The 25,729-nt window shown below is 69.4% G+C and carries 14 protein-coding genes and 1 riboswitch; of the genes, 4 read left to right on the plus strand and 10 right to left on the minus strand.

Going from position 1 to position 25,729, the window contains the following annotated elements; all coding sequences use genetic code 11:
- Positions 1 to 30: 30 nt before the first annotated feature.
- The 4 genes from OSC30_RS04025 to OSC30_RS04040 form a co-directional block, all read right to left on the minus strand.
- A complete protein-coding gene (locus OSC30_RS04025) occupies positions 31 to 915 on the minus strand; it encodes a CPBP family intramembrane glutamic endopeptidase (RefSeq protein WP_267170549.1) in 885 nt (294 codons plus the stop codon).
- A gap of 170 nt (positions 916 to 1,085) precedes the next feature.
- Entirely contained in the window at positions 1,086 to 2,687 is a 1,602-nt protein-coding gene (locus OSC30_RS04030) for a peptide chain release factor 3 (RefSeq protein WP_267170550.1), read from the minus strand.
- Positions 2,688 to 2,763: 76 nt separating this feature from the next.
- Entirely contained in the window at positions 2,764 to 3,417 is a 654-nt protein-coding gene (locus tag OSC30_RS04035) for a M24 family metallopeptidase (protein ID WP_267170551.1), read from the minus strand.
- Entirely contained in the window at positions 3,414 to 4,139 is a 726-nt protein-coding gene (locus OSC30_RS04040) for a 2OG-Fe dioxygenase family protein (protein WP_267170552.1), read from the minus strand. Before OSC30_RS04040 ends, OSC30_RS04035 begins: the two co-directional genes overlap by 4 nt.
- 294 nt (positions 4,140 to 4,433) lie before the next feature.
- Positions 4,434 to 4,550, plus strand: a riboswitch (SAM riboswitch).
- A 143-nt stretch (positions 4,551 to 4,693) separates the two neighbouring features.
- Between OSC30_RS04040 and metX the strand changes: the two genes are divergently transcribed.
- From metX to OSC30_RS04055, 3 genes are read left to right on the plus strand one after another with little or no spacing between them, the layout of a single operon-like run.
- Entirely contained in the window at positions 4,694 to 5,641 is a 948-nt protein-coding gene (metX, locus tag OSC30_RS04045; protein ID WP_425474732.1) for a homoserine O-succinyltransferase MetX, read from the plus strand.
- 18 nt (positions 5,642 to 5,659) lie between these two features.
- Positions 5,660 to 6,847: a cystathionine gamma-synthase gene (gene metB, locus OSC30_RS04050; RefSeq protein WP_267170554.1), complete on the plus strand. Its 1,188-nt coding sequence runs from the start codon at positions 5,660 to 5,662 to the stop codon at positions 6,845 to 6,847.
- Positions 6,844 to 7,914 carry a homoserine dehydrogenase family protein gene (locus OSC30_RS04055; protein ID WP_267170555.1) on the plus strand — a complete coding sequence of 357 codons (1,071 nt, stop codon included), beginning with the start codon at positions 6,844 to 6,846 and terminating at the stop codon, positions 7,912 to 7,914. The genes metB and OSC30_RS04055 overlap by 4 nt, the downstream gene beginning before the upstream one ends.
- 165 nt (positions 7,915 to 8,079) lie before the next feature.
- On the opposite strand, the gene OSC30_RS04060 is transcribed toward OSC30_RS04055, so the two are convergent.
- The 5 genes from OSC30_RS04060 to OSC30_RS04080 all read right to left on the minus strand — a co-directional run bounded on the left by OSC30_RS04060 (position 8,080) and on the right by OSC30_RS04080 (position 17,373).
- On the minus strand, positions 8,080 to 9,744 hold the full coding sequence (locus OSC30_RS04060; RefSeq protein ID WP_267170556.1) for an APC family permease: 1,665 nt from the start codon (positions 9,742 to 9,744) through the stop codon (positions 8,080 to 8,082).
- A 276-nt stretch (positions 9,745 to 10,020) separates the two neighbouring features.
- Positions 10,021 to 12,441, minus strand: a complete 2,421-nt coding sequence (locus OSC30_RS04065) for a GH92 family glycosyl hydrolase (protein ID WP_267170557.1) — start codon at positions 12,439 to 12,441, stop codon at positions 10,021 to 10,023.
- Positions 12,442 to 12,504: 63 nt separating this feature from the next.
- Positions 12,505 to 13,935 carry a glycoside hydrolase family 125 protein gene (locus OSC30_RS04070; RefSeq protein ID WP_267170558.1) on the minus strand — a complete coding sequence of 477 codons (1,431 nt, stop codon included), beginning with the start codon at positions 13,933 to 13,935 and terminating at the stop codon, positions 12,505 to 12,507.
- Entirely contained in the window at positions 13,932 to 16,604 is a 2,673-nt protein-coding gene (locus tag OSC30_RS04075) for a beta-mannosidase (RefSeq protein ID WP_267170559.1), read from the minus strand. Before OSC30_RS04075 ends, OSC30_RS04070 begins: the two co-directional genes overlap by 4 nt.
- 10 nt (positions 16,605 to 16,614) lie before the next feature.
- Entirely contained in the window at positions 16,615 to 17,373 is a 759-nt protein-coding gene (locus tag OSC30_RS04080) for a copper homeostasis protein CutC (RefSeq protein WP_267170560.1), read from the minus strand.
- A gap of 616 nt (positions 17,374 to 17,989) precedes the next feature.
- On the opposite strand from OSC30_RS04080, the gene OSC30_RS04085 reads away from it, so the two are divergent.
- Entirely contained in the window at positions 17,990 to 23,800 is a 5,811-nt protein-coding gene (locus OSC30_RS04085) for a fibronectin type III domain-containing protein (RefSeq protein WP_267170561.1), read from the plus strand.
- A gap of 487 nt (positions 23,801 to 24,287) precedes the next feature.
- On the opposite strand, the gene OSC30_RS04090 is transcribed toward OSC30_RS04085, so the two are convergent.
- Positions 24,288 to 25,670 (minus strand): L-serine ammonia-lyase, encoded by a 1,383-nt coding sequence (locus OSC30_RS04090; RefSeq protein WP_267170562.1) that lies wholly within the window; start codon positions 25,668 to 25,670, stop codon positions 24,288 to 24,290.
- Positions 25,671 to 25,729 lie beyond the last annotated feature (59 nt).

Here is a 25,729-nt window from a genome sequence, read left to right on the forward strand (position 1 = left end):
CAGCTTAGCGCCGGGTTGGCGGCGCGTACGTCAACGACGCCAGTACGGCGGCACGATCAGCCCGCGGCGCAGCGCCACGCTCAACAAGGCTGCCGATACCAGCAGGGACAACGTCAAAGCGACCACCGACGCTTCCGCGCCGAACACGCCGCCGCTCAGCCAGTCCGGGCCGCTGGGGGTGGATACCAGCCAGCCATCCGCCTTGGTGCCCGACACCGGGATGCCGTAGACCGTGCCCTGCACGAAGTTCCACGCGGCATGCAGGCCCATGCAGATCCACAGCGAGCGGGTCACCAGATAGACCAGCCCGAACAGGATGCCGGCCTCGATGGCGATCGCCGTGCCCGCCCACAATGTCGCACCCGGGTTGTTCAGGTGCACCGCGCCGAAGAACAGGGCCGACACCAGCAGCGCGATCCAGCTGCCCAGCCCTTCCTCGACCAGCCGGTAGAGCACGCCCCGGAACATGATTTCCTCGCCGATGCCGGCGCCCAGTCCGACCGTCAGCGCCGCGACGAACCAGTGCGCGCCGGGGTTGGAGCCGATGACGTGGTAACTGCCAAGCAGCCACAGGATCCCCACGACGGCACTGAACAACAGCGCGCCGGCGGCCAGGCCGAGCGCGCCATCGGGCGCCAGGCGGCGCAGGCTCAACTCGCGCACCGGGCGGCGCTCGATCAGCTTGACCAGCACCAGGTAGGCAAGCAGTGGCGCCACGGCACGAAAGCCCAGTCCCCGCAGGGCCTTGCCGATCGGACTTTCGTCCGGTCCATGGGGGATGAGCGTCAACGCCGCGCTGAAGACGATCAGCAACAGCACGAAGAACACCAGCCGGGCCAGCGGCGAGAACACCAGCCAGCGCTTCCAGCGCGGGGCCTGGACAGGCGTGGTGAAGGCGAGTTGGTTGCCGTGCATGCGATTCCCCCTGGTTGATGGGGACACGCTAGCAGCACACCGGGTGCAGGGCCCAGTGGACGAGGTCACCACCCACCATCAAACCTGTAGGAGCCCGCTTGCGGGCGATGCTCTCGGTCATGGATCAGAAGGCATCGCCCGCGAGCGGGCTTTTACGAAGGGCCGGACAGCTACACCGCGACCGAGGCGGCGTGCTCGCGCGTGGCCGAGAAGCGCACCTGCGGCCAGCGCTCCTGCGCCAGTTGCAGGTTGACCCGCGAGGGCGCCAGGTAGACCAGCTCGCCGGCCCCATCGATGCCCAGGTTCATCGCGTTCTTCTCGCGGAACTCCTCGAGCTTCTTCGCGTCGTCGCAGTGCACCCAGCGTGCCGTGACCACGCCGACCGGATCGAACGACGCTTCCACGCCGTATTCGTCCTTCAGCCGGTAGGCCACCACGTCGAACTGCAGCACGCCGACCGCACCCAGCACCAGGTCGTTGCTCATCAGCGGGCGGAAGAACTGCGTGGCGCCTTCCTCGGACAGCTGCGCCAGGCCCTTCTGCAAGGCTTTCATCTTCAGCGGGTCGCGCAGGCGCGCGCGGCGGAACAGCTCCGGCGCGAAGTTGGGGATGCCGGTGAAGCTGACCGGCTCGCCCTCGCTGAAGGTGTCGCCGATCGAGATGGTGCCGTGGTTGTGCAGGCCGATCACGTCGCCCGGGTAGGCGCTCTCGACGATCTCGCGGTCGCTCGCCATGAAGGTCAGCGCGTTGGCGATGCGGACCTCCTTGCCGGTGCGCGTCTGGATCATTTTCATGCCGGCGCTGTAGGTGCCCGAGCACACGCGCATGAAGGCCACGCGGTCGCGGTGCGCCGGGTCCATGTTGGCCTGGATCTTGAACACGAAGCCGGTGAGCTTTTCCTCCTCCGGCTGCACCTCCCGACCCAGCGTGCCGCGTGGGCGCGGGCCGGGCGCGTGCTCGACGAAGAAGTCCAGCAGCAACTGCACGCCGAAGTTGTTCACCGCCGAGCCGAAGAACACCGGGGTCAGCTTGCCCGCCTGGTATTGCTCCAGGTCGAACGGGTTGGAGGCGCCCTGCACCAGCTCCAGCTCGTCGCGCAGCTCGGCCAGGGCGTCGGCACCGATCGCCGCCTCCAGGCCGGGCGCATCCAGGGCCTTGAAGATGGTCGAGTCCTGTCGCGTGAAGTTCTTGCCCGGCTCGAAGATATGCACCTCGTCCAGCGCCAGGTGGTAGACGCCCTTCAGGCGCTTGCCCATGCCGATCGGCCAGGTCACCGGGGTGCAGGCGATGCCCAGCACCGATTCGACCTCGTCGAGCAGTTCGATCGGCGAGCGGCCCTCGCGGTCGAGCTTGTTGATGAAGGTCATGATCGGCGTGTCGCGCAGGCGGCAGACCTCCATCAGCTTGATCGTGCGCTCCTCCACGCCCTTGGCGCAGTCGATCACCATCAGCGCCGAGTCGACCGCGGTGAGCACGCGGTAGGTATCTTCGGAGAAGTCCGCGTGGCCCGGCGTATCGAGCAGGTTGACGATCTTGCCCTCGTAGGGGAACTGCATCACCGAGGAGGTCACCGAGATGCCGCGCTCCTTTTCCAGCGCCATCCAGTCGGAGGTCGCGTGGCGCGCCGCCTTGCGGCCCTTGACCGAACCGGCCATCTGGATCGCGCCGCCGAACAGCAGCAGCTTTTCGGTCAGCGTGGTCTTGCCCGCGTCGGGATGGCTGACGATGGCGAAGGTGCGGCGGCGGCGGGTTTCGGACAGGTGCGTGGACATGTGGCGGGGCGGCTTGGAATTGCGAACCGCCAATGATACCGCGCCTTTGGCCATCCCTCGCCGGCGGCGGGAAGGCTCAAGCGCAGAGCAGATCCTCGTAGAACGCGCCGAACGGCTCGGTAGGGTGGGCGATCTGGATTTCCAGCACCCACAGGCCGGGCGAGGGCGCATCCGCCAGCGTGCCCAGGTCGCCGCCCTTGTGCATGGAGTGCGGATAGTCGCTCAACCGGTGGCCCTTGATCGCATGGTTGAAGCGCCAGCCCATCGCCTGCGCCCGTCCGGCGGCGAAATCGTATAGCGCCCGGCCGCTCAGGCCCTCGTGGCGCCAGGCTTGCGCCACCTCGTCGAACAACTGGCGCGCCGCCTCGGCGCAGGCCTGCAGCTGCGGCGCGTCGCCGGTGGCGAACGTGTCGCCCACGTCGCCCTCGTGCCCGTCGAACACCAGGCCCAGGTCGATGAAGCAGATGTCGTGCTGGCCCAGCCGCACGCCGGGGATGGAGCGCTGGCGGTAGGTCCTGGTGGTGTTGGCGCCGATGCGGATGATCGGCGGGTGCCACAGCCGTTCCACGCCGTGGCGCTTGAACGTTTCGGTGGCGATGACCCGGGCATCGTCCTCGCCGATGCCCGGCTGCATCTGGCCGCGGATGTCCTGCAGCACTGCCCAACAGCGCTCGCGGGCGCGCTGCATCAACGCCGCATCGAAGCGGTGGCCGACCGCTTCCCGATTCATGCCGGCGCCCGCGCACGCGCGGCATCGCGGAAGGTCACCACCAGCACGTCGCGGTGGGCGGGCTGCGCGGGGTCGAACGGTGTGACCGCGGTGACGCCATGGAATACCCGCGCATCGTCCACCAGCGCGGCGTCGAACGGTCGGGTGAGGGTGAATTCGCCGAGCAAGCGACCGTCGGCCGCGTGGATGGTGGTGGTGCCGCTTTCGATGTTGGTGCGGTCGACCAGCAGCACCAGCACGAAGTCCACGCCGTCGCGGTGAACACCCTCGGGCGTGGGTTCGCCGGCCTCGTCGGCGCGCGCCTCGATGCGGAACTGGTGCACTTCCACGTGCCAGCAGGCCACCGCCGGCGCGAGCGCGCCGAAGAAGCCGTGGCAGAAGTGCAGGACGCGGCGCAGGCTCGGTCCGTCGGCCGCCAAGGGCTCGAACCAGCGCTCGATGTCGCCCTGCAGGTTGTTGTAGGTCTTGCTCTGGTAGTGCGGCTGGTGCGGTTCGCGCTCGATACCCTGCGGTCCGGCCGAGAACACCGCGTGGCGCCGCCGCCGGTGGCGACCGATCGAGGCGAGATGGGCATCCGGGGCCAGTTCGTTCCAGCTGGCGGTGAAGCCCTGCCAATCGGGCAGGGAGGACGCATCGAGCAGCGCGAGCATGGTGTCCGCGGCGGCAAACGCGAAACCGTCCTGGCGAAGCTGGTCGTGCAGCGCGGGAAGTGCGGCAGTCATGGAAAGGCTGGGTGGACAGGGGATATCAGCATACGCCGCGGCCCGCCACTTGAGCCCTCTCCCCTCCGGAGAGGGTTGGGTGAGGTGGCAAGGCTTGCGGGTAGCCCCATTCGTGCGGCGTGCGTCCGCTCGGGTTCTTTGCCCGATGGCAACGGCCACGCAAAAGCGGCCCTCACCCCAGCCCTCTCCCCGCAGGGAGAGGGGGCAGGTCGCGCCATAGCTAAGAGTGAAGAAAGACATCCAGACGTCTATACGTCTATTGACACGGAGGCTGCAGGCAACCAGAATCCACGCCACTCATCGAGACCGGCGGAGGGATAGGCCCTTTGATGCCGGGGCAACCTGCGGGAAGCGTTCCCGCGACGGTGCCAATTCCTGCGGGGCGCGCCTGTCGCCACCGAGAGATGGGCGTGATTCGTCGCCGACGGCACCGTCGGCGAGGGGTGGCGACCTTTCCGGTTCCCGCGGGCGATGCCACGGAGAACCACATGACCGCCCAGCTGCTGCCCCTGCCTGCCCCGTCCTTCGGACCGCCGCCCCCGGTGGATGCGCGCATGGGCGGCCTCACCGCGCAGCGCAGCACGCGGCGTCTGACGCTTTCGCCCAAGTACGGACAGGGCGTCCGCACGGTGGATGTGCGTTATCTCTGGTGCGGGGCCGCCGAGGCGCCCACGGTGATCGTGCAGGGCGGCATTTCCGCCGGCCGCGACGTGACCGCGTCCGGCGCCGGTGCCGGCTGGTGGCAGGCACTGGTCGACGCCGGCGCGGCGATCGACCTGGACCGCTGCCGCGTGCTCTCGATCGACTGGCTGGGCCCGGACGAGCTGGGCGTGCAGGCGATCTCCAGCGAGGACCAGGCCGACGCTTTGGCGGCGCTGCTCGACGCACTGGGCATCCGCCACGCGCACGCTTTCGTCGGCGCCTCGTACGGTGCGATGGTCGCGCTGGCTTTTGCCGCGCGGCATCCGCGCTCGCTGGGCCGCCTGGTATTGCTCGCCGGCGCGCATCGCCCGCATCCGCTGGCTTCGGCCCAGCGCAGCGTGCAGCGCGGCATCGTGCGGCTGGGTCTTGCCCAGGGAACGGGCGGCGAGGCGCTGGGCCTGGCGCGCCAGCTCGCCGTGACCACCTATCGCGGTCGCGAGGAATTCGCCCGCCGGTTCGCCGGGGCGCCGGAGTTCCGTGATGGGCGTTTCCGCCTGCCGGTGGAGGACTACCTGGAGCACCAGGGACGGCGCTTCGTCGAACGCTTCGATCCCGAGCGGTTCCTGGCCCTGTCCGAATCGATCGACCTGCACGACGTTCGCCCCGAATCCATTCCCACCCCGGCCACGCTGATCGGCTTCGCCTCCGACCTGCTGGTGCCGCTGGCGGACCTGTGCGAGCTGCAGCGGCGCCTGCATGGTCCCACCACCCTGGAAGTCCTCGAGTCGCCTTACGGCCACGACGGCTTTCTCAAGGAAACCCACCAGCTCGCGCCGCTGCTGCGCGCCGCGCTGGCCTGAACCCACGGAGCAACGCCCATGAGCGAATCGGCCCCCTGTACCCGCGCCGTGCGCGCCGGCATCGAATCGGACAGCCAGCATGGCGCCGTGGTGCCGCCGCTGCACCTGTCCACCAACTACAGCTTCGAGGGTCTCGGCGGCAAGCGGCCGTACGACTACTCGCGCAGCGGCAATCCGACCCGCGACCTGCTCGGCAACGCGCTGGCCGAACTGGAACGGGGCGCTGGCGCCGTAGTGACCTCCAGCGGCATGGCGGCGGTGGCGGTGGCGCTGGAGCTGGTGCCTGCCGGCGGCCTGGTGCTGGCCGCGCACGATTGCTACGGCGGCACGTGGCGATTGCTCGACGCCTGGGCCAGGAAGGGCCGCTTCGAGGTGGCCTTCATCGACCTCACCGACCCCGCGGCGGTGGCCGCCGGCCTGGCCCGCAAGCCGGCGCTGGTGTGGGTGGAAACCCCCTCCAACCCGCTGCTGCGGATCACCGACATCCGCCACGTGGCGCAGGCCGCGCACGCGGCCGGCGCATTGCTGGCGGTGGACAACACGTTCCTCTCGCCGGCGCTGCAACAGCCGCTGGCGCTGGGCGCCGACGTGGTCGTGCACTCGACCACCAAGTACATCAACGGTCACAGCGACGTGGTCGGCGGCGCCGTGGTGGCGCGCGATGCAGCCGTGGCCGAGCAGCTGAAATGGTGGGGCAACTGCTTGGGCCTGACCGGCGCGCCGTTCGACAGCTTCCTGACCCTGCGCGGCCTGCGCACGCTCTCGGTGCGCCTGCGCCAGCATCAGGAAAACGCCCTGCGCCTGGCCGAGCGCCTGGCGCTGCACGCGGCCGTGCGGCAGGTCTACTACCCGGGCCTGCCGGGCCACGCCGGCCATGCGCTGGCGGCACGCCAGCAACAGGGCTTCGGCGCCATGCTGAGTTTCGAACTGGACGGAGGCCAGGCCAACGTGGCCGCCTTCGTCGACGGACTCAGCTACTTCTCGCTGGCCGAATCACTGGGCGGAGTGGAAAGCCTGATCGCCCATCCGGCCTCGATGACGCATGCCGCGATGGCGCCGGAGGCGCGCCGTACCGCCGGCATCGCCGACACGCTGCTGCGCGTTTCGGTGGGCATCGAGGATGGCGACGACCTGTTGCTCGACCTGTCGCGGGCGCTCGACCGCGCGGCGGCCGTCCCGCCGTCCAGACGCCGGGTGAGCGCATGAGTGCGGTGTTGGCCGATGGCTGCCCGCATCCGGCACCCCGCGTCGCCATGGTGCTGCTGGGCACCGGCGTGGTCGGCGGCGCGCTGCTCAAGCTGCTCGACACGCCCGCCGCCGCGCCGATCAGGCTGGTCGGCGCGGCCAACTCGCGCCGCCAGCAGACCGACCCGGCCCGCCTGGCCCGGCGCAACCTGCGCGAGCAGTTGCGCAGCGGGGGCGAGCAACGCGATGACACGGCGCTGTTCGCCACGCTGGACGCCAGCGGCGCGCCGTGCAGGGTCATCATCGATGCCACGGCCAGCAACGCATTGGCCGCGCGCCATGCCGACTGGCTGGCGCAGGGGCATCACGTGGTCACCGCCAACAAGGCGCTGGCTGGCGGCGCGCTGGCCGGCTGGCGCTCGTTGCAGGCGGCGCTGGCCAGCGGCGGGCGCTATGGCGACGCGGCCACCGTCGGCGCCGGCCTGCCGGTGCTGTCGACCCTGCGCCGCCTGCGCGGCGCAGGCGACCGTCTGCTCACGCTCGAGGGCGTGTTCTCCGGCTCGCTGTCCTATCTGTTCAACCACTACGACGGCAGCCGTCCGTTCTCCGCGCTGCTCGCCGAGGCGCGCGCGCTGGGCTACACCGAACCCGATCCGCGCTCGGACCTGTCCGGCGAGGATGTCGCACGCAAACTGCTGATCCTCGCCCGCCATGCCGGCTTCGCGCTGGGCAGCGACGAGGTGGAAGTGGAAAGCCTGGTGCCGCCCGCGCTACAGGACGTGGATGCCGCCAGCTTCCTCGGCCGGCTGCAGGAGCTGGACGCCCCGCTCGCCGAACGCCATGCGCGGGCGCGTGCGTGCGGCAACGTATTGCGCTTCCTCGCCCGCCTCGACCAGCGCGGCCGCGCCCGCGTCGGGCTGGTCGAAGTGTCGCCCACGCACCCGGCCGCGCGCCTGTACGGCACCGACAACCAGTTCGCCCTCACCACCACCCGCTACAACACCCAGCCGCTGGTAATCCAGGGGCCGGGGGCGGGGCCGGAAGTGACCGCGCAGGCATTGTTGGGGGATGTGCTGGAGCTGGTGTGAAGTGGCAGCAGCCGTTGCGTCCAAGAGCGACCTCTTGGGGCGAATCCGTCAACAAGCCACGCGTTTGTGAGTTCCTACAGGGTCGTGGCTCGTTTCCCGATAAGGCGTAATGAACCAAAAAAAGCGCGGCCCGAGGGCCGCGCTCTTTCATCCGGCCTGTCCGGGTCAGTGCCCGGTCACGCGCTCCGCGGTCTCCTCGTCCGGCGGCACCAGCGGCTCGCACGGTTCGGCGCGCGCCTCCAGTTCGGCCGCCTCGATCGACGGCGTGCGCCAGCCGCACTTCAGGCCCCAGCCGTAGAAGAACAGGCCGGCTACCGCGACCACGGCCAGGTCCCAGCCGTAGGGCAGGTAGCCCTTGCCGCCGAAGGTGGTGCTGCCGCCCCAGGAGATCAGTGCGATCGTGGGCAGGTAGAACACCAGCCACCAGGCACCGCTCATCTGGCGTCCGAAGTCGTGCCAGCCGTTCTTGGCCTGGTAGTACAGGTACACCGGCAGGGCCACCACCATCAGCAGGATGATCTCGCCGGTCAGCGGCCACTTGGCCCAGTACAGCAGCTCCGTGGCCATGACGAAGGCCACGCCCGCGAGCACCGGCAGGCCGGCCAGGCGCAGCGGGCGGTGCAGGCCCGGCGCGGTGCGGCGCAGAGTCATCACGCTGACCGGGCCAGTCAGGTAGGAGATGATCGTGGCCACCGAGATCACCGCCGCCAGCGTGCCCCAGCCGCGGAAGAAGAACAGGAACAGGAACGACACCACCAGGTTCACCCACATCGCCGGCCGCGGCACGCCGTACTTGGGATGCACCGTGCCGAGGATGCGCGGCAGCGTGCCGTTGCGCTCCATGCCGTAGAGCATGCGCGCGGTGGTGGCGGTGTAGGTCATGCCGGTGCCGCTGGGACTGATCACCGCGTCGACGAACAGCAGCGTCGCCAGCCCGTGCAGGCCCAGGATGATGGCCAGGTCGGCGAACGGCGAGCTGAAGTTGATCCCGTGCCAGCCGATGTTGGCCAGCATCTCGCGCGGCACCGCGCCGATGAAGGCGACCTGCAGCAACACGTAGATGACGGTTGCCAGCAGGATCGAGCAGACGATGGCGAAGGGGATGCTGCGCCCCGGGTTGCGCGCTTCGCCGGCCAGGTTCACCGGGCTCTGGAAGCCGTTGAAGCTGAACACGATGCCGGCGATGGCCACCGAGGTGAGCACTGCCGCAAAATCGGTGGAGTGCGCGTCGCCATGGATGCCGACGCTGAAGTTTTCGGGGTGGAAACCGCTGGCGATCAGCAGAATGCCGGTGGCCGCCGGGATCACCAATTTGAACAAGGTGATGGCCGTATTGGAGCGCGCGAAAAGCTTGACGCTCCAGAAGTTGACCAGGAAGTAGGCCACCACCAGCACCGCGGCGATCAGCAGGCCGGCGGTACTCAGCTCGCCGTGGCCGCCGGGCATCTGGTGGTACAGGTCTTTGGCCCAGTCCCACTTCCAGGACGACATGTACTGCGCCGACGCTTCGGCCTCGACCGAGATCACCGAGACGATCGCGATCCAGTTGGCCCAGGCGGCAATGAAACCAACCAGAGATCCGTGCGAATAGTGTCCATAGCGCACCATGCCGCCGGATTCGGGAAACATCGCCCCCAGCTCGGCGTAGGTCAGCGCGATGGTCATGATGATCGCCGCGCCGATCACCCAGGCCCAGATCGCGCCGGGCCCGGCCAGCTGCGCCGCGCGCCACGCGCCGAACAGCCAGCCCGAACCGATGATCGAGCCGAGGCCGGTGAACATGAGCGCTAATGGACCGACGTCACGCCGGATGGAAGTCTGGTTCGCCATCGAGGCCCCCTGTGTGCCAGGCGCTCAGCGCCAAAGGAGCGATGGTCGCAAAGTGCGCAGGCGATTGTCACCTGTGCCGGTCGCCCCGGGCAGATCGAATCCGCGCGAGGCCTTGGGAAGCCACTCCCCTCGGGGCCGCTTGGAAAAGCCGGCCGCCCTTGTGCAGGGCCGCCGTGGGCGCCGGATCGCTCCTCCGCGCAAATACCGGTGCATAGACCGCCTGGGGATGGTGCGCTGGCGCTACATCCGCGCATCCTGCCCGCAAGGGATCGGCATTCATGCAGGCCGGCCAAACGATGGCGGACGGTCCGTCGGCGCCTTGCCGAATGCTTTGTTCGGCAAAGCCCCCATCTCGAACTCCAGCGTGCCACCGGCGGCCAGTTCCGCGTGGCTGATCCAGCTCTTCGTCCAGGGCTGCCCGTTCCAGCGCACCGACTGGATGTAGGGCCTGTCCGCGCCGTTGCCGGTCGTGCGCACCACCAGCCGCCTGTCGCCCGCCAGCATGACCTCCGCGCGGTCGAGCAGTGGACTGCCGAACACGTAGTTGGTGCTGACCGGATCGACCGCATAGAGCCCCAGTGCGCCCAGCACATACCACGCGCTGGTCTGGCCGCAATCCTCGTTGCCGGCCAGTCCATCGGGTTCGGGCCGGTACATCTTCTCCAGCAGCATGCGCACGCGCGCCTGGGTCTTGTGGTGCGCGCCGGTGTAGGCATACAGGTAGGCCACGTGGTGGCTGGGCTCGTTACCGTGCGCGTACTGGCCGACCATGCCGGCGATGTCCGGCGGCGCGTCGCCCGGCAGCGTCGAGCTGGTCTCGAACAGCTCGTCCAGCTTGCGCTCGAACGCCTGCTCGCCGCCGAACAGCGGCATGTAGCCGTACAGGTCGTGCTGGTTGAGGAAGGTCGCCTCCCAGGCATTGGACTCGGTGAAGTCGCGCCACTTGTCGCCATGACCCATCGCGCGCGGATCGAACGGTTCCAGCCACTTTCCGTCGCTGCCGCGCGGACGCACGAAACCGAGCTTGCGGTCGAACAGGTTGCGATAGTTGCGCGAGCGTTCGCGCAGGTGCGTTGCGTCCTCGCGCGCGCCGGCCGCTTCGGCCAGGCTCGCCATCGCCCAGTCGTCATAGGCGTACTCGAGCGTCTTGCTGGCGCCTTCCCATTCCTTGTCGCTGGGGATGAAGCCAAGCTTTCGGTAGTAGGTCAGGCCGCGGTAGTCGTCGTCCATCGCCCGCTTGCGATAGAGCGGCCAGGCCTTGGCGTAGTCGATGCCGGTGAAGCCCTTGGCCTGCGCCTCGGCGATTACCACGGCCGAGTGGTAGCCGATCATGCAGCCGGTCTCCACGCCCTGCAGCGGCCACACCGGCGGGCCGTCCGGGCTCTCCGCCGCCATCCGCACCAGGCCGTCGACCAGGTCGGGCACGCGTTCGGGCTGGAACAGCGTGAGCAGCGGGTGCAGTGCGCGGTAGGTGTCCCACAGCGAGTAGGTGCTGTAGTTGTGCCGGCCCTGCGGCAGCTCGTGAACCTTCAGATCCATGCCGCGATAGCGGCCGTCGACGTCGCTGAACAGCGTGGGCGCGAGCATGGTGTGATAGAGCGCGCTGTAAAAGGTGCGCTTGACCGGCTCGGACGGGCTGTCGATGCGGATGCGCGAAAGCTCGCGCTCCCAGGTGTCGGCCGCCTGCTGCCGAACGCCCTCGAAGTCCCAGGCGGGCACTTCCGACTCCAGGTTGCGCCGCGCACCGTCGATGTCGACGGCCGAGATGCCGACCTTCACCAGCAACGGCTCGCGCGCGACGTCGCTGAAATGCAGCGCCGCCTTCAGGTGCTTGCCATGCGCCTTGCGCGAGCCGGTCGGCAGCGCCGTGTCCTCGGCGTACAGCGTGGTGCGCGCGACCGGGCGGGAGAGCTTCATGGCGAAATACACGTGGCGCCCGTTGGCCCACTGGTGCACGCGCCGGCTGCCGACCAGCAGGTCGTCGCCGATCAGCTCGAGCGTGGCATCGCTGACCTTGGCCGGCACCTTGGCATCGTCATGGAAGCCGTGCGCCAGGTCGACCAGCAGGTGGCCCTCGCCCTCGCCATGGAACGTGTAGCGGTGCAGGCCGGCGCGCAGCGTCGCGGTCAGCTCGGCGAGGATGTCGTGGTCGGTCAGGTGCACGCGGTAGTAGCCGGGCTGAGCCTGCTCGCCGTCGTAGCGCGAGCGGTAGCCGTGGCCGGGCGTACCGACTGCGTCGGACGGCAGCCGCGTGCTCGCGAACGCCGCTTCGTCGAAGTGCGACTGGTAGTTCCTGTCCGGCAGCCCGCGCTCGCCCGGCTTGAGCAGCACCGGCCCCTGGGCCGGCATCACCAGCACGTCCAGCATGTCGCTGGCGCCGGTGCCGGAGAGGTGCGTGTGCGAGAAGCCCATGATCGACCCGTCGCGCTGGTGGTAGCCCGAACAGGCGTCCCAGCCGGCGTCGTTGGTGTCGGGGCTCAACTGCACCATGCCGTAGGGAAGGGCGGCGCCGGGGAAGGTGTGGCCGTGCCCGCCGGTGCCGACGAACACGTCGACGAACCGGGAGACGCCCCCGGCGGCGCCCATCGATGCGTCAGCGGCACCCGACCGGCTCATCGCGAAGCCCGGCAGCGTGCCGGCGCCGCCCAGTGCGGCCAGGGCGCCCATGCCTTGCAGGAAGCGTCTGCGGGTCACCATGTCGAGTTCTCCTGTGGGTGGTGGGCGGCAACACGGATGCCGGCCCTGGGGTGGAAATCGGACTTACGGATGGCGCAGCAGCGCGGGCTGCGTATCGGCGAGCTTGACGATGAGCTCGCCGAACAGGCTGTTGGCCCAGGCGAACCAATCGCGCGTGAAGTGCGCCGGATCGTCCTGGTCGAACGCCTCGTGCATGAAGCCGGTGCCGGCGTCGGTGTCGCGCAACCAGCGCAGGCACTGGCGGATCTCGGCCGGGTCACTGCTGGTCAGCGCGCGCATGGTGATCGCCATCGGCCAGATCATGCGCAGGCCCTCGTGCGGGCCGCCGATGCCCTCGGCCGCGGTGCCGCGGAAGAAATACGGGTTCCGTTCGCTCCAGGCGCGCGCGCGGGTGCGCCGGTAGAGCGGATCGTCCGCCGCGCAGCAACCCAGGTAGGGCAGGCTGAGCAGGCCCGGCGCATTGGCGTCGTCCATGAACAATCGGTTGCCGTAGCCATCGATCTCGTAGGTCCAATAATCGCCGTCGGTGTCCGGCTCGCGGCCGTCGCGGTGGGTCGCCTGTGCCACTTCGTCGGCCAGCGCCGTGCAGTCGTCGGCGAAGGCGGTGTCGTGATGGATCGCGCGGGCCATCGCCGCCAGCTGGCGCAGCGACACCACGGCGAACAGGTTCGCCGGCACGAACAGCGGATACACGCACGCATCGTCCGAGGGCCGGAAGGCCGAATGGATCATGCCGTTGGGCCGCGTGGGGTTGCCGTAGCCCTCCAGCGCCAGCGTTTCGGTGGGCCGGTCGGTGGTGCGCTGGAAGTGGTACGGGCCGCGGCCGTGTTTGCGTTGCTGTTCGCGGAACGTTTGCAGGACAAGGTGCATGGCCGCGCGCCAGTCGTCGTCGAACGAGGCCGTGTCGCCGGTCGCCCGCCAGTAGCCGTGCGCCAGGCGGATCGGCCAGCACAGCGAATCGATCTCCCATTTGCGCTCGCCCACGCCGGGCTTCATGTCGGTCTGGTCCTGTCGCGCCCACGACAGCGGCTGCGCGTGCGGATCGGGCAGGAAGGCATTGGCGTAGGGATCGAGCCGGATGCAGCGCGCCTGTCGGCGGATCAGGCCATGGAACAGCCGCTGCAGCGCGCGGTCCTGTTTCGCCAGCGGAAGGTAGGGCGCGACCTGCGCGGAGGAATCGCGCAGCCACATCGCCTCGATGTCGCCGGTGATCACGAAGGTGTCCGGCTTGCCTTCCAGCGTGCCCAGCTCGACCGTGGTGTCGAGCGTGTTCGGATAGCAATTGCCGAACATCCAGGCGAGCTTGGGATCGCCGATGAGGGCCTGCACGCGCGCCAGCTCGCGTTCCACCGCGGCGCTGGCGAAGCGGCGCTTGCCCGGCGGCGGGCGCTTGCTGGCGTAGCGGGCCGGCGTGCGGGCGATGGCGACGTTGCCGAAAGCGCCGGCGGCCGCGGTGGTGCCGACCAGTTTGAGGAAGTCGCGGCGGGTGGTCATGGCGGGGTTCCCGTGGCATGCGCAAGATCCTGCACCTGCAGCGCCTTTCGCAGCGCTTCGGCCGAGGCCTTGCTGTCGACGTCCAGCGTGACCGGCTCGCCCTGCAGCAAGTCGAAAGCGTTGTCCGACAGACCGGCATCGAGATCGCCGAAAGACACCCATACGTCGCGCGCCAGCGTGTCAGTGGCGAGCGTCAGGGTGTAGCCCTTCGCCGCAGGAGCGAGTTGCGCGTGGACACGCGGCTGCGGGAGGCGCAGATCCTTCGGCAGGGCGAAGAACACCAGGTTCCGCGAGACCGGCTTGCCGCTCTCGATGAGTTCAAAGACCGCGAACGTGGCGCGTGGGTCGGCGCCAGCGAGCAGTTGCGCATCGGTGTAATGGGCGACCTGCGTGCTCGCCAGCGGCGCCAGCGTCACGTCGTGGGCGTCCTCGCGCAACACCTTGCCGGCGAAGTCCATCAGCCGCAGCCGCCAGCGCGCGGCGAGCGGAGTGGTGCGGTCGGACACCAGCGAAACCGTGGTCGTCCCTTGATGCCGCAACGCCGCCACCAGCAACGGCGCGTAGAAGCGCCGGGCGCGGAACTGCAACGCCTTCCATCGCCCGTAGGAATCAATGCTCGACCAGGTCGCGCCCGGCCACAGGTCGTTGAGCTGCCAGTACAGCGAGCCCATCGACCGCGGCCGCGAGGCGCGCAGGTGTTCGGCCGCCAGCGCGATGCCGTCGGCCTGCATGACCTGGCTCAGGTACACCAGCGCGGGGAAATCCTTCGGCTCGCCGTACTCGCGGCGCACGTAGTCGAGCAGGCGCCGGTTGCCGTTGCCGCCGTCGAACTTCTGGTGCGCGCGCAGCACCGGCGAGTCCGCCTGCAACGGTTCCGTGCCGGCGAAGGCGCGGATGGTGCGCAGGTCCGGGAACGACTGCAGGCCGTACTCGGACTGGAAGCGTGACGTCACGTCCAGGTAGGCGGTCGCCGGTTTCGCTTCGCCAGACCACACGTCCCAGTAGTGGTAGTCGCCATCGTCCAGGCCGTTGGCGAATCCGTCGCCGCCCTGGCTGGGCGAGCTCGGCCAGTACGGCACGTCCGGATCGTGTTGCGTGACCACCTCGCGCAGCACGTCGCCGAAGAGTTCGCGCATGCCCTGCTCGATGCGTTCGTTTTCCGCCGGGGCGAGCGAGGCCTGCAGGGCCTTGCGGTCGCCCCAGGAGAGCCAGCTGCTCTGCACCTCGTTATTGCCGCACCAGAGCACGATCGAGGCATGGCCGGACAGGCGCTCGACCTGCTCGACCGCCTCCTGCCGCACGTTCGCCACGAACGCCGCGTCGCGCGGCGGGATCGCGCCGCCGAACATGAAGTCCTGCCAGATCATCAGGCCCATGCGATCGGCCATCGCGTAGAAGGCGTCGGGCAGGTAATAGCCGCCGCCCCACACCCGCAGCATGTTCATGTTGGCCGCGCGCGCGGACTCGAGCGTCCGGCGCATCCGCGCCTCGTCCACGCGGGCGGGGAAGCTGTCGAACGGGATCAGGTTGGCGCCCTTGGCGAAGATCGGGATGCCGTTGACGACGAACGCGAAACGGCGGCCCCAGCGGTCCCTGTCCCGACGAAGCTCGATCGTGCGCAGGCCGATCTGGCGCGAGCCTTCGTAAAGCGGCTTGCTGCCGTCGCCCAGGCGCACGCGCACCGTGTACATGTCCTGCGCGCCGTAACCGGCCGGGTACCACCGTTTCGGGTGCGCGATCCTCACCGGCACGCCGAGGCGATGGTGGCCCGCGACCACGTGGACCTCCGCGACCTGCTGCGCGATCGGCTGGCCGTCTGGCCCGAACACGCTGATCTGCGCGGGGAGCGAGGCATCGCCGTCCGCGTCGACGTCCAGTTGCACGTCCAATTGTGCGGCCCGCGCATCGAGACCCTTCTGCGCGACGTGGAAGCCGGCCACGCGCAGCCCATCCCAACTCTCCAGATGCACGGGCTGCCAGATGCCCTCGGTGACGATGCGCGGACCCCAGTCCCAGCCGTACTGGTAGGCGGCCTTGCGCACGTAGTTGGCCGTCTGCAGGCCCTTGGGCTCGTCGCCGAAGGCCGAGTCGAACTCGCCCGGCAACGCGTACGGCTGCCGTTTGAGCCACGGCTGCAGGCGCTTGATCGGCGAGTACAAGCGGACTTCGAGCGTGTTGGCGCCGGCGTGCAGCCAGGGTTTCGCGGACGCTGACCAGCGCCGGAACATGTTGTCCGCGTCGAGCAGCTTGTGCCCGTTGAGGTAGACCTCCGCAAAGGTATCCAGCCCGTCGAACACCAGCTCGGCATGCCGGCGCCCGAGCGTGGCCTGGTCGACGTCGAAGCGGGTGCGATAGACCCAGTCCGACAGGCCCACCCACTGGATCGCCGCCTCGTTGCGCCCCACGAAAGGATCGGCGACCAGGCCGGCCGCCATCAGGTCGGTCTGCACCGCGCCCGGCACCGTGGCGGGCATCCAGCGGGCCGCCTCCGGATGCGCCGACGCCTGGGCGTCGCCCGTCGCAAGGCGGACCTGCCATCCCTGGTCGAGGGTGCGCGTAGTCAGCGCCGCCGCCCCGGCGGTGGCTGGCAGCAGCACCAGCAGGGTGGCCGCGAAACCGGCGAGGCGTGGATTCAAACGCGTTCCCGTGGGCAGGGCCGGTGCGGTCATGGCGATCCCGCTACGGCGACGCCGTGGGCGCGGCAAGGTTCTGCAGCGCCGAAACCAGGGCGCGTACCTCCGCCGCGTCGCTGCGCCACTCGCCGCCTGCCATGTCGTCCAGCCCGGCGTGGCGATGGTTCATGCCCGAGGGCAGTGCACGCCTGGCCGAGGCATGGAACTCGCGCGCCCCGGTCGCCCGGGCGAGCGCCGCGATGTTTCCGGCGCTCACGCCGGCACCGGGCATCACCACCAGGCGGCCGGCCGCCTGCTCGACCCGTGCCCGCACCGCCGCCGCGCCTTCGATCGCACTGGCCCGCGCCCCGGAAGTGAGCACGCGCTCGCAACCCAGTCCGATCACGGCCTCCAGCGCCTGCGCCGGATCGGCGACCATGTCGAACGCGCGATGGAAGGTGACGCCCAACGGCCCGGCGGCACCGACCAGCGGCCGGCACCGCGCCTGGTCGACCCGCCCGTCCGGATCCAGCACCCCGAGCACCACGCCGTCGCAACCCAGCGCCACGCAGGCCTCGATGTCGCGCAGCATCACCTCGCACTCGAAATCGTTGTAGAGGAAGTCGCCCGCGCGCGGGCGGATCAGCACGTACAGCGGGATCGCCAACCGATCACGCGCGGTGGCGATCTCGGCGTAGGAGGGTGTCACACCGCCCAGTTCCAGTGCCGCGCACAACTCGATCCGCCCGGCGCCGCCTTCCTGCGCGGCCAGCGCGGAGGCGACCGAGTTGGCGGCGACTTCGAGCAGGGCGGCGGGTGCAGACATCAGGGCACCGGACCGCGAGCGGCGACGGTCGCAACGCGCGTGGTGCAAGCGGATGCGCTTGGGGACGGGTGCGGATGGCCCACGATGGTCTGCCGTTTAGATCGATCTATATGGCAAGGTAGCATCGCCCGCCAAGGCGTGCATGCCGCATTGCAGTAATCCGTCGGCGGCTGGCCGAGTGACCCGCCGCCTGTCGCCGGGTTGGCCGCGCCGGGCATGTCCGCGGCTGGGACGCCGGCCGTGCATGACGGCTCAAGTGCGAGGAAAAACTCGAGAACCCGGGTGCTGCGGGAGGAAGTCACGGGGAGGGGAGGTGGTTCGACCTCGCTACTCCCTGTTGCCTGGGCGTCGCAACGCACCGCTTAAATGGTTCTGCTTCCGACCCATAGCGGACATCCGCTGATCACCCACCACGAATCAGCTGACCTTGATGGAGCTATCCCATCGAACGGATTTCGCCGAAGGCAGGGAGCGCCTTCCTTTCGATGGGCCGGAAAAACGCAAGTTTTTGCGCCCTAGGGCAGAATTCGTGAAGAAAGTGTGATCTGATACGCACTTTACGCACGCCCGTCGAACTTTCGATCGAGGGTGTCGCGGGTACTTCAGGGGACAACACATGTGGCAGCAGAGCGCAGACCCGCGCCGGTTCGGCGTGGGCGGTAGCTTGTTGGGTTCGTTTTCGAAGGCCGGCCGCGGCCGGGTGCGCGGGTTTGCCTGCGCTGCGCTTCTGCTGCTCTCCGGTCTGTCGGCAACCCCCGCGGCTGCGCAGAGCGCCACCACGGTGACGATCACCGGCGCCCGACAGCCCACCTTTGCGCGGGTGGACCAAGTGATCACGTTCAACGTGAAGCTGTACACCGGCAACACCGCGATCGATTCGCTGACCTTCACCAGCGGTAGTCCCGCCGGCATGTCCGGACTGAGCTGTCCCGGCCTGCCCGCCGATCTGATGACGACCACGAACTGCACGTTTACCTACACCGTGCAGCCGATGGACATGGCGATGGGGACCATCACGGCCCTTGGGCGTTGGCGTGCAACGCGACCGACCGGCGCGGCCCGAAGCGGCAGCACCAACACGCTGGTCCTGACGTACGCGCCGCCCCGCGAACCCGACGCGCCGGTGATCGGAACGGCCACGGCGGGTAACACCCAGGCCACGGTGGCGTTCACTGAAGCCGATTTCGACGGCGGCTGGCCGGTCGACGGTTATACCGTGACCTCGAGCCCGGGTGGCGTCACCGCCAACGGCACCGCCAGCCCGATCACGGTATCGGGCCTGACCAACGGCGTGGCCTACCGCTTCACCGTCAGCGCGGCCAACGTGATCGGGACGAGCACCTTGTCCGGGCAATCCAATGCCGTCACGCCCAAGGCGCCGCAGACGATCACCTTCACCAACCCCGGTGCGCAGGACTTCGGCACTGCGCCGACGTTGACCGCGACCGCGTCGTCCGGGTTGCCGGTGAGCTTCTCGTCCGCCTCGACGACTGTGTGCACCGCAACGAGCGGTGGCGCGGTGACGTTCATCGCCGCGGGCACCTGCACGATCGACGCCCACCAGGCGGGCAGCGCGGCGTTCAATGCGGCTCCGCAGGTGACGCAATCCTTCACGGTGAATGCCGTCGCACCGGGCGCTCCCGTCATCGGGGCCGCGACCGCCGGTGACGCGCAAGCCGCCGTGACCTTCACCCCTCCCGCCTCGACCGGCGGCACCGCGCTCACCGGCTACACGGTGACCTCGAGTCCGGGCGGCCTGAGCGCCACCGGCAGCGCCAGCCCCATCACGCTCGCCGGCCTGAGCAACGGCACGGCGTACACCTTTACCGTCACCGCCACCAACTCCGCGGGCACGGGTGCCGCCTCGGCCGCGTCGAACGCAGTCACGCCGAAGGCGAGCCAGACGCTGACGTTTGCCAATCCCGGCGCGCAGAACTTCGGCACCTCGCCCACGCTGACGGCAACCTCCAGCACCGGGCTGACCGTCACCTTCAGCTCGTCGACCACGGGCGTATGCACGATCACCGCCGGCGGCGCGCTGACCTTCGTGTCGGGCGGCACCTGTACGATCGATGCGGACCAGCCGGGTGACGCGGCCACCCAGGCCGCCGCCACCGTCACCCAGTCGTTCGCCGTCAATGCCGTCGCGCCCGGCGCGCCGGTCATCGGCTCGGCGACCGGGGGCGATGGCTCGGCCACGATCACGTTCTCCGCGCCGGCGTCCAACGGCGGCGCCGCGATCACCGGCTACACGGTGACGTCCCAGCCCGGCGGCCTCACCGCCACGGGCGCGGGCTCGCCGATCACCCTGAGCGGCCTGACCAACGGTGTTGCGTACGCCTTCACCGTCACCGCCACGACTTCCGCGGGCACCGGCGCGGCATCGGCTGCGTCGAACGCGGTCACGCCGAAGGCGAACCAGACGATCACCTTCGCCAACCCCGGCGCCCAGATGTTCGGCACCTCGCCGACGCTGACGGCGACCTCGACATCCGGCCTTACGGTGTCGTTTTCCTCCTCGACTCCCGGCGTGTGCTCCATCACGTCCGGCGGCGCGCTGACCTTCGGTGCTGCGGGTACCTGCACGATCGATGCGGACCAGGCAGGCACCCCGGCCTATCTGCCGGCAACGCGGGTGAGCCGCAGCTTCACGGTCGATGCGGTCGTTCCGACCGCGCCGACGTCGGTCACCGCCATCGGCGGTAATGCGCAGGCGGCCGTCTCCTTCGTCCCGCCCGCCAGCGACGGCGGAGCGGCGATCACCGGCTACACGGTCACCTCGAGCCCGGGCAACGTGCAGGCCACCGGCACCGCTTCGCCGATCCAGGTGAGCGGGCTCAGCAACGGCACGACCTACACCTTTACCGTCACGGCCGGCAACTCGGCGGGCAACAGTGTCGCGTCGACCGCGTCGAACGCCGTCACGCCGATAGCGAGCCAGACAATCACCTTTGCCAATCCCGGCACGCAGTCGTTCGGCACCTCGCCGACGTTGACGGCCACCTCCAGCGCCGGGCTGCCGGTCAGCTTTGGTTCCTCGACCACGGGCGTTTGCACGATCACCGCCGGTGGCGTGCTGACGTTCGTGTCCGCCGGCACCTGCACGATCGATGCGGACCAGCCGGGCGACGCCGTAACCGCTGCCGCTGCCACGGTCACGCAGTCGTTCGCGGTGAATGCCGTCGCGGCCGCGGCGCCGGTCATCGGCACCGCGACCGCCGGCGACGGTTCGGCCACGATCACGTTCATCGCGCCGGCGTCCAACGGTGGCGCCGTGATCACCGGCTACACGGTGACCTCGCTGCCCGGCGGCCTGACGGCCACGGGGGTGGGATCGCCGATCACCATCACCGGCCTGACCAATGGCGTCGCGTACAGCTTCACCGTCACCGCAACGACCTCCGCGGGCAGCGGTGCGACGTCGGCCGCGTCGAACGCGGTCACGCCGGCAGCGAACCAGACAATAACCTTCGCCAACCCCGGTGCGCAGGATTTCGGCACGTCGCCGACGCTGGCGGCCACCAGCGATTCGGGCCTGCCGGTAACGCTGACGTCGGCCACCCCCGGCGTGTGTGCCGTGTCGTCGAGCGGCGTGCTCACGTTCGTTGCCGTTGGCACGTGCACCATCGATGCCGACCAGTCCGGCAGTGCGGCCGTCCTGCCTGCGGCGCGGGTGAGCCGCAGTTTCACGGTCAATGCCGTCGTCCCGCGCGCGCCGACCTCTGTCACCGCCGTCGGCGCCGACGCGCAGGCGACGGTGACGTTCGCCGCACCGGCGAGTGACGGTGGCGCGGCCATCACTGGCTATACCGTGACGTCCATCCCAGGCGGCATCACCGCGTCGGGCGCGGCCAGCCCGATCCTCGTGAGCGGGCTCACCAATGGCACGTCGTATGCCTTCACCGTCGCGGCGACCAACAGCGCCGGCACCGGCAACGCGTCGGTGGCGTCGAACGTGGTGATGCCGGCACCGCCGCTCGCGGTGGCAGCGGTCAATGCGACGGTGCCCTATGCAGCCGCCGCGACGCCGGTCACGCTCGCCATCACCGGCACGGCCACGTCGGTGGCGATCGGCACGCCGCCGTCGCACGGCACGGCCGTTGCCAGCGGCACCACCATCAGCTACCAGCCGGCCGCCGGCTATGCCGGCGCGGACAGCTTCACCTACACCGCGAGCGACGGCATCACGACGACCTCCGCCGCGACCGTGAGCATCACCGTGTCGAACGCGTCCGTGTCGCTCGACGCCGCGACGCTGGCCAACGGAACCGGTGGAACGGCGTACAGCCACGCATTGACCGCCACCGGAGGCGCCGCCCCGTACACGTTCGCGCTGGCCGGCGGAACGTTGCCGGACGGCATTACCCTGTCGCCCTCGGGCGTGCTTTCGGGTACCCCGACCGAGGCCGGCACCTTCAACTTCACCGTGCAGGCGACCGACAGCAGTACGGGCACCGGCCCGTTCGTCAGCCAGCACGCCTATACGCTGGTGGTCGACGTACCGCAGATCGCGTTGACGGCCGACACCTGGCCCCCGGCCACCTTCGGCGTGGCGCTGACGCAAACGCTGCAGTCCACCGGCGGCACGGCGCCGTACAAGTACACGATCACCGCCGGCGCGCTGCCGCAGGGTGTGGCGCTCTCGAACGAGGGTGTGCTCTCGGGTACGCCAGGCGCAACCGGCACCTTCTCCGCCACCGTCGAGGTCCGCGACGCCAACGGCTTCACCGCTACGAACGTTTTCGAGCTGGTCGTCGCCCAGGCCGCCCAGGCCATCACCGCGTTCGCATCGAACCCGGTCGCGCCGGTATTCGTACGCAACGGCACGTTCGAGGTGAGCGCGCAGGGCGGGGCATCCGGCAATCCGGTGGTGTTCGCCAGCACCGCGTCGACGGTCTGCACCGTCACAGGCGCCACGGTCACCATGCATGCGGCGGGGCGTTGCAGCCTCACCGCCGACCAGGCCGGGGACACCCGCTTCGGCGCTGCTGCGCAGGTGCGCTTGGACGTCGACATCGCCGCGGCGGTGCCGGTGCTCACGTGGCCGGCACAGTTGTCGAAGGTGCTGGGCGAGCCGGCATTCGAGCTGACCAATCCACGCAGCCCCAGCGCGGGCGGATTCACCTTCACCAGCAGCCAGCCGGATGTCGCCACGGTCAGCGGCCGCACGGTGACGCTGCATGGCGGCGGTACCACCGTCATCACCGCGACGCAGGCCGCCAGCGGCAACTACGCTGCCGCCAGCATCCAGATGCAACTGGAGGTGACCGCGCGACCGGATCCGACGCGCGACCCGAGCGTGACCGGCCTGCTGCAGGCGCAGGTGGATGCGAGCGTACGCTTCGCCAGGGCGCAGCAGTCCAATATCCGTGATCGCCTGCGCCAGGTACGAAGCGGCGATAACGCCTCCTCGACCCATCTGACGCTGGCCAATGAAGGCGGCCCCTACTCGCAGGGCAGCTCGATCCCGCTGGGCTCGGATGCTGCGGCGCCGGCGATGCCGAAGGGATGGGGCCTCTGGTCGTCGGGCACCGCCACCTTCGGCAGCACGGGACAGGCCAGTGGCTTCGACTTCCGCACCGACGGCATCACGGTGGGCGTGGACCGCGCGATCGGCGGCGACCTGCTCGTCGGCGTGGCCGGCAGCATGGCGCGCAACGACAGTGACCTCGACGACGACGCGTCCCATCTGGACGCATCGCAGCGCTCGCTCGCGCTGTACGGCCTCTGGCGCGCGGGGGATCACGTGTTCCTCGATGGCGTGCTCGGCGCAGGCAGGCTGAACTTCGACATGCGGCGCTGGAGCGACGACGCTGGCGCGGTCGGCATGGCAACGCGCGACGGTGACCAGTGGTTTGGCTCGCTGTCGTTGGGTTACGAGCACCGCGGTCCTGCGCTGACGTTGACCGGCTACGCCCGGGCGGATGCCAGTCGCTCGTCCCTCGACGGCTACCGCGAAACCGGCCTGGGCATCTACGACCTGGCCTATCGCCGCCAGGCCGTCGACAACCGGACCGTGGCCTTGGGCCTCGAAGGCTCGTGGCTCGTGGGTGGCGCGGACGGGCGACTGCGACCGTTCTGGACCGTGGAATACCGCGAAGCCGTCGGCAACCGCGGCGAGGCTCGGATGAACTACGTCCTCTGGCCCAACGCCACCGACTACCGCCTGCGCATGTCGAGCTACAACGACAACGCCCTGTCGTTGAGTGCGGGTTTCGACCTGGGCCTGAGCCGCGGGTGGCTGATGTCGCTGCTGCTCGGATACGAGCAGGCCAGCGGCGCGACGAGCGACACCAGCATCGGCCTGAGAATCACCTACGGCTCGCCCGCCCCGGCCGCAGCTACTGCCGTCCAGATGCAACCTGGTGCGGCGCCAGCAGGGGCGGTCTGCAACGGTCCGCGCTGCGGAAAGAACGCAGTGCATTGATCGGCGGCGCAGGCGCGATGCCCGGGGATTGCCGGGCGTCTTGCGCCAGCGAAGGGTACTTGGCGCGAAGGCGGTGATCCGCCTCGCGCCGAACCAGGGGCCCCGGGTTCAGGAGAAAGATCGACTGCGCTGCTCGAGAGAGAGCAGGACAGCTTCAGATTCGCCCCGGAAAGCAGCGCCATCTCGCCTTCGCGATGTGCTGCCAAAGCGGCCGGTGGCACCGCTACATCGAGCCTCAGGACGCTAGCGAAGACGCCAGAGATGGGTCATCGGCGGCCGAAGTTTTCGCGAGAAGGCCGATGGCGGCAGCTCCCTTTGAGCACCAGTGGAGTGCCACCCGAGCCCAGCTGCGCATCCCTTTCGCCGCCCTGGCGACGGAAAGGGCGCAGTCACGGTCTTCCGTCACAGGTGCTGAATGCGAGGCGTGTGAACGCCAGACCCCGCGCCGCCGGCGAGGCCTGGCCCGCGCGGAGAGAGGAGTTGAAGCTCAGCACTCGATGACGTTCACCGCGAGCCCGCCGCGGCTGGTCTCTTTGTACTTGTCCTTCATGTCGCGGCCGGTGTCGCGCATGGTCTTGATCACCTTGTCCAGGCTGACGCGGTGCTTGCCATCGCTCTTGAGCGCCATGCGGCTGGCGTTGATGGCCTTGACCGAGCCCATCGCGTTGCGCTCGATGCACGGGATCTGCACCAGGCCGCCGATCGGGTCGCAGGTGAGGCCCAGGTTGTGCTCCATGCCGATTTCGGCGGCGTTCTCGACCTGCCAGATGCTGCCGCCCAGCGCGGCGGTGAGGCCGCCGGCGGCCATCGAGCAAGCCACGCCCACTTCGCCCTGGCAGCCGACTTCGGCGCCGGAGATCGAGGCGTTTTCCTTGTAGAGGATGCCGATGGCGGCGGCAGTCAGCAGGTAGTCGACGATGCCGTTCTGGTCCGCCTTGGGGCAGAAGTGCAGATAGTAGTGGCCGACCGCGGGGATGATGCCGGCGGCGCCGTTGGTGGGCGCCGTCACCACGCGGCCACCGGCGGCGTTTTCCTCGTTGACCGCGAGCGCGTAGAGGTTGACCCAGTCCAGGATGGTGAGCGGATCCTTCAGCGACGCCTCGGGCTGGCCGCGCAGTTCCGCGGCCATGGCGGGGGCGCGGCGCGTCACGTGCAGGCCCCCGGGCAGCGTGCCGGGGGAGCGCAGGCCGCGGGCGACGCAGTCCTGCATGGCCTTCCAGATGACCAGCAGGCCCGCGCGGGTTTCCGCCTCGGGGCGCCACACGGCCTCGTTGGCCATCATCAGTTGGGCGACGGACATGCCGTGCTGCTCGCACAGCGCCAGCAACTGGTCGCCGGAGGAGAACGGATAGGGCTGTTCGGTGGTGTCGGCGACGATGCGGTCTTCGGCCGCCTCGTCGTGGTTCACCACGAAGCCGCCGCCGACCGAGTAGTAGTCACGCGTGGCCAACTGGTTGCCGTCGGCGTCGTAGGCGGAAAAACGCATGCCGTTGGTGTGCAGCGGCAGCTTCTGGCGCTTGTTGAAGACCAGGTCGGCCTTCTCGTCGAAGGCGATCTCGTGCTTGCCCAGCAGGCGCAGCCGGCTGCTGGCGCGGATGCGGGCGAGGACGTCGGGGATGGCGTCCGGGTCGATGGCGTCCGGATGGTGGCCCTCGAAGCCCAGCAGCACCGCTTTGTCGGTGCCGTGGCCACGTCCGGTCATCGCCAGCGAGCCATAAAGCTCGGCGCGAACGCGGACCACGCGGTCGAGCACGCCCTTGTCCTCCAGCCAGCTCTCGCCGAAGCGGGCGGCCGCGCGCATCGGCCCGACCGTGTGCGAGGACGACGGTCCGATGCCGATCTTGAAAATATCGAAGACGCTGACGGCCATGGATGCGCTACGGGGAAAGGGGTGAACCCGTTATTCTACCCGCCCGCCCCACGTTTGGC

The organism is Frateuria hangzhouensis, from assembly GCF_026410505.1.
GTDB classification, from domain to species: domain Bacteria; phylum Pseudomonadota; class Gammaproteobacteria; order Xanthomonadales; family Rhodanobacteraceae; genus Frateuria_A; species Frateuria_A hangzhouensis.

Excerpts from the sequence above, each read along its gene's own strand:
- metX (WP_425474732.1), top strand. The coding sequence starts at position 4,694 with ATGGGCGGCCTCACCGCGCAGCGCAGCACGCGGCGTCTGACGCTTTCG.
- OSC30_RS04060 (WP_267170556.1), bottom strand. The coding sequence starts at position 9,744 with ATGGCGAACCAGACTTCCATCCGGCGTGACGTCGGTCCATTAGCGCTC.
- OSC30_RS04030 (WP_267170550.1), bottom strand. The coding sequence starts at position 2,687 with ATGTCCACGCACCTGTCCGAAACCCGCCGCCGCCGCACCTTCGCCATC.
- OSC30_RS04055 (WP_267170555.1), top strand. The coding sequence starts at position 6,844 with ATGAGTGCGGTGTTGGCCGATGGCTGCCCGCATCCGGCACCCCGCGTC.
- OSC30_RS04025 (WP_267170549.1), bottom strand. The coding sequence starts at position 915 with ATGCACGGCAACCAACTCGCCTTCACCACGCCTGTCCAGGCCCCGCGC.
- OSC30_RS04035 (WP_267170551.1), bottom strand. The coding sequence starts at position 3,417 with ATGAATCGGGAAGCGGTCGGCCACCGCTTCGATGCGGCGTTGATGCAG.
- OSC30_RS04085 (WP_267170561.1), top strand. The coding sequence starts at position 17,990 with ATGTGGCAGCAGAGCGCAGACCCGCGCCGGTTCGGCGTGGGCGGTAGC.
- OSC30_RS04070 (WP_267170558.1), bottom strand. The coding sequence starts at position 13,935 with ATGACCACCCGCCGCGACTTCCTCAAACTGGTCGGCACCACCGCGGCC.
- OSC30_RS04080 (WP_267170560.1), bottom strand. The coding sequence starts at position 17,373 with ATGTCTGCACCCGCCGCCCTGCTCGAAGTCGCCGCCAACTCGGTCGCC.
- OSC30_RS04090 (WP_267170562.1), bottom strand. The coding sequence starts at position 25,670 with ATGGCCGTCAGCGTCTTCGATATTTTCAAGATCGGCATCGGACCGTCG.
- OSC30_RS04075 (WP_267170559.1), bottom strand. The coding sequence starts at position 16,604 with ATGACCGCACCGGCCCTGCCCACGGGAACGCGTTTGAATCCACGCCTC.
- OSC30_RS04065 (WP_267170557.1), bottom strand. The coding sequence starts at position 12,441 with ATGGTGACCCGCAGACGCTTCCTGCAAGGCATGGGCGCCCTGGCCGCA.
- OSC30_RS04040 (WP_267170552.1), bottom strand. The coding sequence starts at position 4,139 with ATGACTGCCGCACTTCCCGCGCTGCACGACCAGCTTCGCCAGGACGGT.
- metB (WP_267170554.1), top strand. The coding sequence starts at position 5,660 with ATGAGCGAATCGGCCCCCTGTACCCGCGCCGTGCGCGCCGGCATCGAA.